A 15,309-nucleotide genomic window follows, 5' to 3' on the forward strand; every position below is an offset into this window, starting at 1 on the left:
TAGTTCTTGAAGAACTATGATAATATTTTGAACATGTAAAAAACACAAACGATAATTTAATGAAATATGAATTATAAATCTAATTTACTAATCAAATCTGGTGTTATTATGACAAAAGATTTTAAACGCTTTTATGTATCGAGAGCGATGTTTTTGGGGGCTTCCATGTTCTTGGCATCAATCGGGATGGTTTCAGCTGCTCCTGCTGCCGATGCATTTGGTTCTGTAGAACCAAGTCCTGTTGTCGCTTCGCCACAACAGGACAAATACACTGTTAAAGGTGTTGTAGAAGATCAGTTTGGCCCGATTGCGGGAGCAAACGTTGTCGAAAAAGGGACTACAAACGGCACGATTACCGACATGGACGGTAATTTCACGTTGGAAGTGGCTCCAAACTCTATCTTGGTTGTTTCGTTTATAGGATATAAGGAACAACAGATCCCCGTTAACAACCAAAAAACATTTACAATTAAGATCGCGGAAGATTCCCAGGCATTGGAAGAAGTCGTAGTTGTAGGTTATGGTACGCAGAAGAAAGTAAATCTGTCCGGTTCCGTTACTTCCGTTAATGTCAGTGAAATGGCAGAAAGCCGTCCGTTGACAAACATTTCGACTGCTTTGGCCGGTACTGCTCCCGGTGTGCAGATCACGTCCAGCAACAATATCCCGTCCAATAATGGTGATGCGGATATTAAGGTCCGCGGCCAGGGTACATTGAACAACTCCTCTCCGCTGGTTATTATCGACGGTGTGGAAGGCAGCCTGAATAGCGTCAGCCCGCAGGATGTCGAGACAGTCAGTGTCTTGAAGGATGCGGCATCTTCTGCAATCTATGGTTCCCGTGCTGCCAACGGTGTTATCTTGATTACGACTAAATCCGGTAAATCCGGTAAAATGAAGTTGGATTATACCGGCTATGTGTCTTTCCAAACGTTGGATAAGCCTTATGATGTGGTTTCCGATTATGCAAGCTATATGGAGTACCTGAATGAAGGTATGACAAATAGTAACAAGCCGGCGCCTTTCTCCCAGAATGTGATCAATCTATGGCGTGAAAAATCGAAAGATCCGAACGGGTTGAACGAATATGGCATGCCTAACTATCTGGCTTACCCGAACAATGACATTTTTGATGTCTACGAGACAGGCGTTTCCCATCAACACAATCTGTCTGCATCCGGCGGTTCGGAAAAGATTACCTATTATACTTCTTTCAATTATCTGAACAATCCGGGTATCCTTGAAAATTGCGGCTATGAACGCTTTAGCCTTCGTGCGAATATTGATTCTCAAATTAAGGACTGGTTGAAACTGGGAGTTAACCTAAGTGGATATACTGCAAATACGACACCTGTCAGCGAAAATATCAAAGATATTTATACGTATGGTTTGACTGGAGGTAACCCCGGTATTGCCTATCTGGATGATCAAAACCGGTTAGGTATCAATGCTAATGCGGAAGATGATCCTCAAAATGCAACGAACAACCCTTATAATCGTCTGAGAAATACGACTGGTAATGTCCAGACAAATACATTGAAAACTCGTTTATACGCTATTCTGACGCCATTGAAAGGCTTGACCATTCAAGGTTCTTATACTTATGATTATTATGATAAGTTTAAGGAGAGCAAACCGAATTTTGTCCCGATGTACAACTTCCAAACGAATACTTTATATACGGACGGAGTAGGTCAAACCAGCATTTATAATTATAATGAAAAGACTTTCAGAAACTTTATGGATGCGACTGTGCGGTATGAACGAAACTTCTTTGATGATCGTTTGAGCACGAACTTGATGGTCGGTGCCAGCCAGGAACAGTATAAACGCCAGTATTTCAGTGCGACACGCAAAGATCTTATCGATCCTTCATTGGGTGTGATCGACGGTGCAATCGGCGAATCTTCTTCTTCCGGTAATATTACGGAATGGGCTATGCGCTCTTATTTCGGACGTCTGAATTTAGGATGGGACGACAAATACTTGTTTGAAGCAAACTTACGTGCAGATGGTTCTTCACGTTTCTTGGATGATAACCGCTGGGGATATTTCCCGTCTTTTTCTGCCGCATGGCGTATTTCCGAAGAAGAGTTCATGAAAAATATCAGCTGGTTGGATAACTTGAAGATCCGTGCTTCATACGGTTCGTTGGGTAACAACACGTTAGGCTCTAACCGTGATAACGATGGCAACTATACTTCGCAATCTTTGTATGCACAAACGAACTATGTCTTGGCTCGTGCCGTGGCAATGGGATTGTCGCAGACTGCTATCGCGAATGCTGCTTTAACATGGGAAACTACTTATATTACAAACGTCGGTCTTGACTATAACGTTTTAGGAAACCGTCTGTCCGGAAGTATTGAATTCTTTAACAAGAAGACGGATGGAATCTTGATCGACCTTCCTGCCCCGATGGTACACGGTAATGCTACTATCCCCAAGCAAAACGCAGCGCAAGTAACCAATAAAGGTCTTGAATTCTCTGCAAACTGGAGTGACAGAGTCGGTAAAGATTTCTCTTATAACGTCGGATTCAACTTTACTTATATCAAAAACAATGTGGATAAGTTCAAAGGGGACGATCCTTCTTATGATGGTGCAAGAATGTTGAAGGAAGGACTGCCTATCTGGTCGTTGTATGTTCGCGAAATAGATCGTATCGTCCAGACAGATGAAGACTTGGCTCTGGTACAGTCCATGCTGGATAATCCGGATGTGAAAGGTAAAGTCGTATTCCCATATGGAACTCCGCAAAAGGGTGATATCCTTTATAAGGATTTGAATGGTGACGGTTTGGTAAATGATGACGACCGCGTTGTTGTCGGTAATGGTAAAAACCCGACATTCACATACGGTATGAACTTGGGATTCAATTGGAAAGGTATCGATTTCTCTGCTCTGCTCCAGGGACAGGCCGGTATAAAAGATGTATATCTGAGTGCTCTGTATAAATCAACAGTCCGTCAGGGTTATCAGTTGAACGCCGATGTTATCGACGGACGTTGGTATGAAGGCCGTACGGATGCAAGATATCCCCGTCTGTTGGATTATAGTGATACGCGTAATGAGCAATATTCCGATTTTTGGGTGGCAAGCAAAGCTTATCTGAAAATACGAAATATTACGTTAGGATATACATTGCCTTCGGCATGGACAAAGGTCGCTTATATGGATAGAGTCAGAATCTACGGTAGTTTGGAAAACTTCTTTACATTCACAAAATGGAAAGGATATGATCCGGAAGTAAGTGGCATTACATATCCGACGATGCGTCAGGCTGTAATCGGTGTCAATGTAACATTCTAATCATGTTTGTTGAATTTATAAACAGAATTATAAGATGAAAAAATATATTATGCCTTTTTTAGCAGCACTCTTGGCTTTGACAAGCTGCTACGATTTAGACAGGGCTCCTTACGACCAGTTGAGTTCTTCAACCTTCTGGCAGACAGAGGATCAATGTAAGTCTGGTTTGATGGGGGTTTATGCGTCCCTGAAAAATACCGACTTGTATGGCAAGATGTTCATGATCGACGTGAATTCCGATGTTGCTGTTGGTTATGACCAGTATGAAGCCCTCCAATTGGGTACTTGTACGCCGCGTACCGGCTTCTTGAATGGAAAATGGCAGAACGGTTACAATGCCGTCCAGCGTGCCAATCTGGCGATCCGTAGTATTGGTGAAGCACCTATTGCCGAAGACGTAAAAAATAAAATGTTGGGAGAAGCCCGTTTCTTACGTGCGTTGATCTATTTCCATCTGTTGGATTATTTCGGAGGGCTTCCTTTGTATGACGAGACGACAAATCTGGAACAGGATTTCAACAACCTGATGAAGCCCAGAAGTTCAGCAGAAGAAACACGGGCGTTCATTATCAGTGATCTGGAAAAGGCTCTGAACTCAGGACTGCCTGACAAATGGGATGATGCCAACTATGGACGTGTGACATTGACTGCTGTCCAAGCTTTGCTCGGTAAGGTGTATCTTTATAATAAGAACTACGAAAAGGCTATTGAAAATCTTGAAAAGTCAACAAACGGACATGAACTGCACAGTAATTTTGCAGATTTGTTCAACCTGACCGGCCATACAAGTTCCGAAATGATTTTCTCCATCATCAATCTGGGAGGTACAGGAAATAACTACGGTATGCCATTGTGTTTTTATGCCGGTACTCGTAATTCTTACGGTAGCTGCTGGAATAATACGTTGCCATCGGTCAATCTGGTGGATATGTATGAATACAAAGATGGTCGTCCGTTCGATTGGGACGAATTGTTCCCAGGTTATACGACCGACAACCAGGTTCGTGAACGAGTATTCAGATGTACAGTCGATGATGCCGGTGCTGAAATTCTGGACAGACCGGCTGAAGCGGATAAAGTATTGGAGATGTGGAATCAGCGCGACCCGCGTTTGATGGCTACGGTTATTGCTCCTTATACTACTTATCTGGGGTGGAACCGTAACGAGGAACGTCTGATGACATTCATCTTTGCAAAGAACCAAAAAGGGGATGTTGTGGCAGTAAATGAAAATAATGGTTTCATGCGTAATAATAAAGGTGGTTGGGAAACCTATTTCTGGAGAAAATTTGTTCCCGAAGGCGACTGGAACGGAGCTATTACGAACCGTGAGCATACGCCTGTCAACTTCCCGATCATCCGTTTGGCGGACGTTTATCTGCTGCTGGCCGAATGTTACAATGAAATTGGGAATCAGCCGAAAGCTGTCGAATATATCAATAAAGTCCGTGCCCGTGCCGGTATCGCTTTGTTGAATAGCGGTCCTTCTTACCTGGCTGCAAACAGCAAGGATGAAGTGTTCCAGCGTATTTTCCGTGAAAGAGCTTATGAATTGGCTGGTGAAGGTATTCGTGACAGCGATTTGCGTCGTTGGAAATTATCCCACACTTTGTTGAATCGTGAAGAATATGGTATCACTGGTAAACGTCTGTTGACTCGTGTATTCCGTGAGAATCGCGATTATCTGTGGCCGATTCCAGCTACTGAAATCGAAATCAATGAATCTTTAGAACAAAATCCTAACTGGTAATAGCTTTTTAAGGTTTTTAGAAGTTACTTTTGTGAAGGGTTCGGCCCTTCCGAAAGTAACTTCGTTTTTTATATAATCTAATATCATATTAATATTATGTATATACGCAATCTTATTTTGACAGGCTTGGCCGTTACGGCTTCTATAAATGTTTGGTCACAACAGAAAACGAATCCTGATAAAAGGAATATTTTGTTTATCGTTTGCGATGACCTTCGTCCTGAGTTGGGTTGCTATGGCCAGGAGCAAATCAAGTCTCCGAATATTGACCGCTGGGCGGCACAAAGTGTACTGTTTAACCGGGCATATTGCAATATAGCTGTATCCGGGGCTTCACGTGCAAGTTTGTTAACCGGATTGCGTCCGACAAAAAATCTGTTACAGGCTTGGAATGCCCGTACAGATGTGGATGTCCCTGATGCAGTTACCATACAGAAATGTTTTAGAGACGCCGGATATACAACGATTGCAAACGGAAAGATATATCATCACCAGGATGAGGCTTCTATGAAATATTGGGATGATGTCATGCCTCCCGTACCCGGTACGGCAATGGGCTACCATTCGGAAGAAAACTTGGCTTTAATGCAGAAGCAGAAAGAAACAGGCAAAGGCCGTCGCGGGTATTTTTATGAGCACGGGGATTTTCCCGAAAAGAACTATCTGGATTGGCAAATCGCTGATAAAAGCATACAGGATTTGAAAAAACTGAAAAAACAGGAAAACCCTTTTTTCCTTGCCGTAGGATTCATTCGTCCTCATTTGCCTTTTGTTGTGCCTCAGAAGTATTGGGATATGTACGACCATTCCAAAATTGAGATTCCTGAGAATTATATATTAAAACCGGGCAACAATATCCCGGAACGTGCTTTGACTAATTGGTCCGAGTTGAGAGCCTATAGCGGTATTCCGGAACAGGGACCGTTGGATGAGGCGACTGCTAAATTAATGATACATGGTTACTATGCTTCAGTCTCTTTTGTGGATGCGCAGATCGGCCGTTTGTTGGAAGCGCTGAAAGAAGAAGGACTCGATAAAAATACGACTGTCGTATTGTTTGGAGATCATGGGTGGAATCTGGGGGAACATGGCACTTGGTGCAAACACAGTATTATGAATACCTGTTTGCATTCGGCTCTTATAATCAATTCGCCTGAAATAAAAACACCATACCGTTGTGAACAGATTGTGGAATTTGTCGATTTGTATCCGACCATGTGCGATGTTGCCGGAATCGAACGGCCTGCTCAGTTGGAAGGGACCAGTCTGCTTCCTCTGTTAAAATCACCGGAAGCGAAAACGAAAGGGTATGGGGTTTCCCGCTGGGCAAACGGTTTCACTTTTATACAGGATCAGTATTTCTATACGGAATGGAGGGACAAAGACGAACGGATTATAGATCGGATGTTGTTTAACCATTCGGATGATGAAGATGAGAATTATAATGTGGCAGGAAAAGAGGAAAATAAAGCGATTATAGAATCGTTAAGCGTAAAGCTTTTGGAGAATAGAGGCGCTAATTATGAAAAATAAAAACGGGATCGAAACTCCTTAAATTTTTGCTTTTGGACAATCAGTGCACATGAATTGGATGAATATGTCCGTATCCCATAGATGGTACTTATAATTTTGTGATATTGAAAAATAATACCTATGAGAACACAACGATTCATCACAATCGTGTGCCTGTTGCTTTGGACAGCCGCACACTTGCACGCGTACGAAAAACGCGACTTGTTGCAGAAGGAGGCCGATTTTGAGAAGGTCAAATCCGCGTTGATAATGGGGCAGAAGTGGGTGCCTTATCCTGATTATTCCGACCGGGCCGGTTGGGATAAATTTCTTGGTGATTATAAAGAAGATTATATCCGGAAAGGAGAAAGTTTTTTGGATTATGAATGGAAGATTGTAAAGGCAACCGATTATCTGGAATATGGACGGAGCGGGAGCCGGACGATTATGGAGAGTCCGTTTGGACAGAACAATTCCGCACTCGGAAGTTTGTTTATGGCAGAGATGGCCGAAGGAAAGGGACGCTTTGTCGACCAGATTATCAATGGCGTTTTTGTCAGCTGTGAAATGACAAGCTGGGCGTTGTCGGCCCATTTGGGATTACAGAAGATCGGAGGATGTTTTCCGAGTTATGAAGAACATGTGATCGACTTGGGTTCGGGAAACCTGGCCTCCCAGTTGTCTTGGATTTATTATTTCCTGAAACCTTCTTTTGATCAGGTAAATCCCTTGATTTCAAAAAGGCTGCGGCATGAATTGCAAGTCCGTATCCTCGATACCTATATGAAAGAGGATCATTTCTGGTGGATGGCGTTCCACCTGAAACCCGGCGGATTGGTGAATAACTGGAATCCGTGGTGTAACTTCAATGTGCTGCAATGTTTCTTCCTGCTCGAAAATGACCGGGATAAATTGGCGAAAGCGGTTTACCGGACAATGACTTCTGTGGACCATTTCATCAACTATACGCATGGTGACGGAGGTTGTGAAGAAGGGCCTTCCTACTGGGGACATGCTGCCGGAAAGATGTACGATTATCTGCAGATGCTTTATGATGGGACCGGTGGTAAAATCTCCCTGTTCGATCAGCCTATCATTAAAAATATGGGTGAATATATTGCCCGTTCCTATGTGGGTAACGGTTGGGTGGTCAATTTTGCCGATGCTTCTGCCAAAGGAGGAGGCGATGCCGATCTTATTTTCAGATACGGGAAGGCGGTCGGAAGTCCGCTCATGATGAGCTATGCCGCTTATCTCAGAAGTCTTTTTGGCAAAGACGGTATTCCCTCCGGTGATCCTTTCCGCCTGTTCCAAACTTTGCTTTCGCGTGAAGAATTGGAAGGAATGAGCGCCGATTACCAGGCGCCCGGCTATTCCTGGTATCCGGAAACCGAATTTTGCTATATGACCAACAAGAACGGCTTTTTCGTGGCAACGAAAGGTGGCTATAATAATGAAAGCCATAATCATAATGATGTAGGAACCTTCTCCCTTTACTTAAATACAACGCCTGTCTTTATCGATGCCGGGGTCGGGACTTATACCCGCCAGACATTCAGTTCCGAACGCTATTCTATCTGGACGATGCAGAGCAATTATCATAACCTGCCTATGATTAATGGTGTGCCGGAGCAGTTCGGTTCGGAATATAAGGCTACGGATGTGCGGTTCGATCCGAAGCGCATGTATTTCTCTGCAAATATTGCGACAGCTTATCCGGCAGAAGCGAATGTAAAGAAGTGGGTCCGTTCGTACCAGTTGGGAAAGAATTCTTTGAAAATAGAAGATTCATTCTCTTTGAACAAGGCGGATCGACCGAATCAGATCAATTTCCTCACTTGGGGGAAAGTGGATATTTCTGTTCCGGGAGTCGTGACCGTTGAAGTGAACGGCGAGAAAGCTCGGATGACGTATAATAAGGAGGCTTTTGTTCCTGCTATCGAGACGGTAAGGCTGGACGATCCCCGATTGTCGAACGTATGGGGCGAACAGATCTACCGCGTATCGTTGAACGCCAAGAAGCAACCGCTTTCCGGTTCTTATTCTTATACAATAACAACAATAAAATAATTGATACACGATGAAAAATTTGATTGCATTTGCTTTTTCGGCATTTCTGCTATCTTGTGCGGGTGCCCCTAAAACAGAGGAAAAAAGTTTTATCGACGAGAATATCGATTTTGCCCGTGCACAAATAGGGAATGAAATCGGTGTGATCGAAGCGAGTGGAAAATGCCTGAACCCGGTGACGCTGAAAACGGACAGTTCCGTTTACTATTGCGGATATGCGGATTGGAGGAGCGGCTTTTTCCCCGGATCGGTCTGGTATTTGTATGAACTGACAGGGGATAGCACGTTGCTGCCATTGGCCGCCAAATATACGGAAGCCATAGAGGAAGCTAAGAACCTTACCTGGCATCATGATATCGGATTTATTGTGAATTGCAGTTTCGGGAATGGCTTACGTCTGTCCGGAACGCCTTCTTATAAGGATGTAATGGTGCAGGCAGCCAAGTCGTTGTCTACCCGTTTCCGTCCGGCGGCCGGGATCATCCAGTCTTGGGATGTGGAACGCGGATGGCAATCCGAACGGGGGTGGGAATGCCCGGTTATCATCGACAATATGATGAACCTGGAGTTGATGTTCGAAGCAACCCGTTTGTCCGGCGACTCTTCTTTCTATAAGATTGCGGTGTCACATGCCGACCGTACCATGCAGGAACATTTCCGTCCGGATGGAAGTTGCTACCATGTGATCGATTACAGTATCAAGGACGGCAAAGTGCGCCATCGCCAGACGGCTCAGGGATATGCAGACGAATCTATCTGGAGCCGTGGACAGGCATGGGCTATTTATGGCTATACGGTCTGTTATCGTGAAACCAAAGATCGTAAATATCTGGATCAGGCCTTGAAAACTTTCAATATGATGAAGAACCTGAAGAATATGCCGGAAGATCTGGTTCCTTACTGGGATATGTCAGCTCCGAATATCCCGAACGAACCGCGTGACGTTTCGACGGCTTCCTGTATCGCTTCCGCCCTTTATGAGATCAGCACGATGGATGTACCGGATGCAGCCGGCTATAAAACGTATGCCGACAGCATCATGGTTGCTCTTGCTTCTCCGGCTTATCGGGCTGCATTGGGTACGAACGGGAACTTCCTGCTGATGCATTCCGTAGGTAGCATCCCTCATAATTCGGAAATAGACGTGCCGTTGAACTATGCCGATTACTACTATCTGGAGGCACTGAAACGTAAACGGGATATCGAGAAAGAAATTTTATAAATAATATCCGTAACTTTGCTTATCCGCGTATCGAGACCGATAAGGAAGGGCAGTTCCCGTTCGATAGGCCTTACTATTTATTGATCGATATGCAACTTGGCGGTGTATGGGTCGGTGGAGTGGATTCGCTGGACTTGCCGGTTGAAATGAAGGTGGACTGGGTACGATATTATAGGAAGGATTGATATACTTAATTTGAATAGCATGAAAATAGGAAAATTGATTTTTGCGTTGGTATTTCTGATGTTGTTTGCCGATGCCTCGATGGCTGCCAAGTGGAAAGCCAAACATGTAGTTTTGATCGGTCTGGACGGCTGGGGCGCTTATAGCGTGGAGAAGGCCGAGATGCCGAATGTGAAGAAGCTGATGGCTGAAGGATCTTATACGTTGAAAAAACGCTCTGTCCTTCCGTCTTCCAGTGCCGTGAACTGGGCTTCCATGTACATGGGCGCCGGACCGGAGCTTCACGGCTATACGGAATGGGGGTCTCAGACGCCGGAACTTCCTTCCCGCGTGTTGAATAAAGATGGTATTTTCCCGACCGTATTCAGTTTGCTTCGCGAATCCGATCCGAAAGCTGAAATCGGTTGTATCTGCGAATGGGCGGGAATCCGTTACGTTGTCGATACGTTGGCTTTGAGCTATGATAAAAATATTACGGAAAAGCCTCAGAATCCGGCCACTGCCAAATGTGCGGTCGAATATATCAAGAGCGCACGTCCTGCTTTGGTGAATATCGTTTTTGACGAACCGGACCATGTCGGACACGCAGAAGGCCATGACACGCCTGCTTATTATGAGAAGCTGAAAGAACTCGATGGCTATGTCGGTCAGATTGTCCAGGCGGTTAAGGATGCCGGTATGCTGGATGAAACGATTTTCATTGTTACTGCCGATCATGGCGGTATCAAAAAAGGACATGGCGGCAAGACCATGGAAGAAATGGAAACTCCTTTTATCATCTCCGGCAAGGGAATCAAGAAAGGCTATGAATTCGAGGAAAGCATGATGCAATTCGACTGTGCTTCCACGATTGCTTATATTTTCGGACTGAAACAGCCGCAGGTTTGGATCGGCCGCCCGATGACTCAGGTATTTAAATGAGCGTCGTATCCGTACGAATGTATGAATTACTGACAAAATGTCTTTTCGTACTCTAACGACGGTAGTCTTCTATAATTAAATATGCTGTCGTGCATGCACAATTCGTCATTTCTATAAGAAAATGCCCTTTTGTTTGTGTACGACAGTTTATTTTTTCTCTTCTTCTCTCTCTTTCTCGGCCTTCTTTCTGTATTCGGCCGGCGTAATTTCGAACTGCGCCTTGAAGCAGCGGGTGAAATAACGTGGAGAACCGAAGCCTAACTGGTCGGAAATGTCGGCAATCTGCAAATCCGGGTTATTTGTCAACATGGTTGCGGCTCGTTTCAGTTTGCAACTGAGGACGAAGTCGTTCGGAGTCATGCCTGTCAGCGCTTTGAATTTTGCATATAAGGAACTCCGGCTGAGTCCCAGTTCACGGGCCATCATATTCATGTCGAAGTCGATATTATCCAGGTTCTTTTCGATGATCGAGTTGACTGTATCCAGGAATTTCTGGTCGATCGGGTTGCTTGCCAGCGATTGTGCATCGAAATCTTTCTGCCGGCTGAACTTCTTTTGCAGGATGATACGGTTGCGGACCAGGTTATTGCAGCGTGCCACCAGTACCTTTGCATTGAACGGTTTATTGATATAATCGTCGGCACCCCGCTGCAACCCTTCGATGTTTTGCTCGGCGGAAGTGAGTGCCGTAAGCAGGACGACCGGGATGTGGCATACGTCAAAATCGTTTTTGATCTTCAGGCACATTTCCGTACCGGACATTTCCGGCATCATGACATCGCTCACGATGATATCCGGCCGTTCTTCGCGTGCCTTTTCCAATCCCTCTTTGCCGTTTCGTGCCAGCAGGACGCGGTAGATCGGCGAGAACAGGGAACTCAGTATCTGGAGCAATTCTTCGTTGTCTTCGACCAACAGGATCGTACGGGGTGAATCGTCTCCTTCGATCAGTATCTCTTTTTGTTCCGTATCGGAAAACTCCTCCATATGATCGGTAAAGGCGACCGTGTCGGGGATCAGGCTTTCCGTCTGCTTTTCCTGCTGCTCCCGTGCCAGTTCTTCTTCGGTAAAATGCGTGCAGCCTTTCCGGAGGCGGACAATGAAAATACTGCCGTAGCCCGGCGTACTTTCCACTTGTATCGTTCCGTGATGCAACTCGATTATGTTTTTGGTCAATGAAAGCCCGATCCCTGTGCTGGGAGTCTTGGCGATGTTCGAGAGGCCGTTTTCTGCCTGATAGAAGCGGTCGAATATCTTATCTATATCCTCCTTGCTGATGCCGATACCGTTGTCGATTACTTTAATGGTAACTTCATCCTCCTTGTTCTCCAAAATCATTTCAATGGTCGCGTTCGGCTTGGTGTACTTGAAAGCATTGGAAAGCAGGTTATAGAATACCTTTTGCATTTGCTTCGGATCGAAGCAGCACGAAACATTCTCCTGCGGAGCCGTGAAGTTATAAGTGATGGAACGGCTGGACGCATATTCATAAAAAGACAGGTAAATTTCTTTCAGGAACGGGACGATGTCTTGCTCGTACACTTTCAGCTTCATGTGTCCTTGTTCCAGTTTACGGAAATCGAGCAACTCGCTGATCAGGTTCCGCATATGATAGGTGTTTTTATACACTTTCAGCAGTTTGTTGTATACGGAAGGAGACAATGAACTGCTTTGCAATAAGATTTCTATCTGGGAAATAATCAGTGTCAACGGCGTCCTGAACTCATGCGAGATGTTGGAGAAGAACTGCAGCTTTGCCTGGTTCAACTCTTCGATCGCCTCTTTTTCCTTCCGTTCCATTTCCAGTGAAGTTTGCAACATGTATTGCGATTTCTTGAAACGGTAAATACTGTACAGTATGCTGATGATCAATACGAAGTAGAGGAAATAAGCCAATTTGGAGGCATACCAGGGAGAATGGATATGGATGTCCATCTTGATGGTACGGGGGTGTTCCAGATTCGGGTCGTATTGTATTTCCCTGACAATAAGCGTATATTTCCCGGGGTTCAAGTTCGTATAGAAGATATTGTTATCCTTGCTGGGAATCCATTTCTTGTCGAAACCTTCCAGCATGTATTCATAAGATGCTTTTTTCAGCGTATTGACATAGTTGTTCGATGTAAAGGTGAAAATCAGGTTATTCTGGTTATAGGCCAGCTCTATTCTCTGGGTATAGGGAAGTGCGGTGGTCAATACTTTGCTGGGGTCACCGGGAAGAACCTGTTCGTTGTTGATAAACAAGTCCGAAAAATACAGTTGGTAATCTTTGGAAGAGTTGAACAACTGCTGTTCGAAGAAAGTCGCCATGCCATTGCTGCCGCCGACGAATATTTCCCCGTTTTTGCAGGTTAGGATTCCGCAACCGATGTTTATGCCGGAGAGAGGCAAGGCCGTGCTTAACTCCACGACCTTGAACAGGTTTTGGTCCGGATCGAAGAAGGTAATGCCTTTATCGCCTGTTATCACCAATTGGTTCAGTGTCGACAACGTCAGTTCATAGCAATAGTCGCTGGCGATAAAGCTGTTTTCGGTCGTATATCCGATAAATCGTTTGTTTTTCTCGTCATAGTAGAACAGGCCGGAGCCACGGGTGCCGAGGAAGATCCGTCCCTCCTTGTCTTCGATTATTTGGGATATGGGAAATGTACCCAACCCGTTTTCACCGGAACGGAATTGCACCTTGTCTTCTTCGTTTTCGAGGTTGATCTTCCAGACCCCTTTGCCGTAGGCCTGCCACATGTATCCTTTCGAGTCGATGAGGAAGCAGGTGTTCCCGTAGTACTTGCCACTTTTGAACAACGGAGATACTTTTTCTGTATCCAAATTCATTTTGAAGATGCCTTTCGGTCCGGTGCAGATCAATTCGTTATTATAGATTCTCATCTGGTTGATCCGGTCGCCGGCTATTACGGCGTAGGACGGATCTTCGAAATAGGGGTTCTTGAACCGTTTGTTTTTGATGTCATAGATGGACAGTCCCCCGGTATGTGTCCCGATATACAGTTTGTTGCGTTCCGGGCTGTAGGCTATTGCCTTCAGGTTGTTATGGGCGATGGAGTTGCGGTTCTCGTCGGCCATGAAGTAGGTGAACTTCTTTGTTTTCCGGTCGAAGAAGTTCAGTCCGCCGCCTTCGGTACAGATCCAGATGTTATTGTCCTTGTCTTCCACCATCTTGCCGACGAAAGGATAATTCAGGCAATCGCTCCGGGTGTTGTTGGCTGCATAGACCGTGAAAATATCTGTCTCCGGGTTGAAATAATTGACGCCGCCGTAATAAGTCCCCAGCCAGATCGTGCCTTGCCTGTCTTTGTAAACGGGGAATACGGATGAATGGGCCATGCTGCCGGGCAAAGGGTTGCGGGCATAAACTTCGAACCGGTCGCTGATCGGATTGTATTTGTTTAGCCCTGTGAAGGTGCCGAACCAGATGTTCCCGAAGTTGTCTTCCACGAAATCCCGGACCTGGTTGCTCGATATGTTGTTGGGATTGGAGGGATCGTAGCGGTAGCGGGTGAAATTGCCGTGCACGTCCCTCTTGTACATGCCGTTCATGCGGATGGATATCCAGAGATTATATTTGGAGTCTTCATACAGGTCGTAAATGTCTTCGCCCATGATCATGCAGGTGAGTGATTTGTCGTCATTCATTTTGAAGAGTCCGTCTGTCGTGCCGATCCAGTACCGGCCGCCGGAATCTTCCAGCAAACAGGTGGCGCGTTGATCCCGGCTTTCCAGTTTCGTGACGAAATCGAATTCGTTCCGATCCGGGTTCCAGGTGAATACGGAGTCGGCTATTCCCACCCATATCGTTCCTTTGATGGAAGCGACGGTATATACGTTCGATTCCTTCAGGCAGGAGAATTTCTGTGTCCGGATGTCATAGCGGATCAGGGAATTGTCGGAGTCGAAGAAAACATTCCCGTCTTTGTCGCCGGCAATGAAGTGTGTCTGGTTGCCTATCGGGTTGGCATTCTGGCGGTGGTATTCGGACGGTTTGTACACCGTGGTCTGTACTCCGTCGTAGATGCTGATGCCTTCTTCCGTTCCGAACCACATTCTTCCTAAATGATCCTGGTAGATGGCCATGACAGAAAGCTGCGACAGGCCTTCCTGCATGCCTATATGTTTGAAATAGATCGGATATAAGCCGGAACAGAATCCTAAGAGCATTATGAATGATAAGATGATTCTTCTCATAGTATATGACATTGTCAGTTGTTTGTTCGAGGGGCTAAGGTAAAGAAATTTTTCTAACCGTTAAAGGATGTTGTACTAAATGTTCTGCCCTGTGTTCGTATTTAGGCGGTATTTATTCCGTTGTTAGAACGATTTTGTG

General features: G+C 45.2%; 7 protein-coding genes and 1 pseudogene. 7 read left to right on the plus strand and 1 reads right to left on the minus strand.

Annotation, left to right across the window (positions count from 1 at the left end; translation table 11 throughout):
* Positions 1–108: 108 nt before the first annotated feature.
* The 7 genes and pseudogenes from ACW6QF_RS16060 (at position 109) to ACW6QF_RS16090 (ending at position 10,970) form a co-directional block, all read left to right on the plus strand.
* On the plus strand, positions 109–3,312 hold the full coding sequence (locus tag ACW6QF_RS16060; protein WP_456088554.1) for a SusC/RagA family TonB-linked outer membrane protein: 3,204 nt from the start codon (positions 109–111) through the stop codon (positions 3,310–3,312).
* A 34-nt stretch (positions 3,313–3,346) separates the two neighbouring features.
* On the plus strand, positions 3,347–5,062 hold the full coding sequence (locus tag ACW6QF_RS16065; protein ID WP_456088555.1) for a RagB/SusD family nutrient uptake outer membrane protein: 1,716 nt from the start codon (positions 3,347–3,349) through the stop codon (positions 5,060–5,062).
* A gap of 96 nt (positions 5,063–5,158) precedes the next feature.
* On the plus strand, positions 5,159–6,595 hold the full coding sequence (locus ACW6QF_RS16070; protein WP_456088556.1) for a sulfatase: 1,437 nt from the start codon (positions 5,159–5,161) through the stop codon (positions 6,593–6,595).
* A gap of 120 nt (positions 6,596–6,715) precedes the next feature.
* Entirely contained in the window at positions 6,716–8,644 is a 1,929-nt protein-coding gene (locus ACW6QF_RS16075; RefSeq protein ID WP_456088557.1) for a heparinase II/III family protein, read from the plus strand.
* A 10-nt stretch (positions 8,645–8,654) separates the two neighbouring features.
* Positions 8,655–9,866, plus strand: coding sequence for a glycoside hydrolase family 88 protein (locus tag ACW6QF_RS16080; protein WP_456088558.1), 1,212 nt, complete (start codon positions 8,655–8,657; stop codon positions 9,864–9,866).
* Between the two features lie 14 nt (positions 9,867–9,880).
* Positions 9,881–10,051 (plus strand): annotated as a pseudogene (locus ACW6QF_RS16085) (beta-glucanase); the annotation flags it as partial.
* A gap of 19 nt (positions 10,052–10,070) precedes the next feature.
* The gene (locus ACW6QF_RS16090; RefSeq protein ID WP_456088559.1) at positions 10,071–10,970 is read left to right on the plus strand and encodes an alkaline phosphatase; all 900 of its coding nucleotides are present in this window, start codon (positions 10,071–10,073) and stop codon (positions 10,968–10,970) included.
* Between the two features lie 147 nt (positions 10,971–11,117).
* Here ACW6QF_RS16090 and ACW6QF_RS16095 read toward each other — a convergent pair whose 3' ends face one another.
* Positions 11,118–15,170, minus strand: a complete 4,053-nt coding sequence (locus ACW6QF_RS16095) for a hybrid sensor histidine kinase/response regulator transcription factor (protein ID WP_456088560.1) — start codon at positions 15,168–15,170, stop codon at positions 11,118–11,120.
* Between the last annotated feature and the right edge of the window lie 139 nt (positions 15,171–15,309).

The organism is Parabacteroides sp. (assembly GCF_977054455.1).

Coding starts and splice junctions, on each gene's coding strand:
- ACW6QF_RS16065 (WP_456088555.1), top strand. CDS start 3,347: ATGAAAAAATATATTATGCCTTTTTTAGCAGCACTCTTGGCTTTGACA.
- ACW6QF_RS16070 (WP_456088556.1), top strand. CDS start 5,159: ATGTATATACGCAATCTTATTTTGACAGGCTTGGCCGTTACGGCTTCT.
- ACW6QF_RS16075 (WP_456088557.1), top strand. CDS start 6,716: ATGAGAACACAACGATTCATCACAATCGTGTGCCTGTTGCTTTGGACA.
- ACW6QF_RS16090 (WP_456088559.1), top strand. CDS start 10,071: ATGAAAATAGGAAAATTGATTTTTGCGTTGGTATTTCTGATGTTGTTT.
- ACW6QF_RS16080 (WP_456088558.1), top strand. CDS start 8,655: ATGAAAAATTTGATTGCATTTGCTTTTTCGGCATTTCTGCTATCTTGT.
- ACW6QF_RS16095 (WP_456088560.1), bottom strand. CDS start 15,170: ATGAGAAGAATCATCTTATCATTCATAATGCTCTTAGGATTCTGTTCC.
- ACW6QF_RS16060 (WP_456088554.1), top strand. CDS start 109: ATGACAAAAGATTTTAAACGCTTTTATGTATCGAGAGCGATGTTTTTG.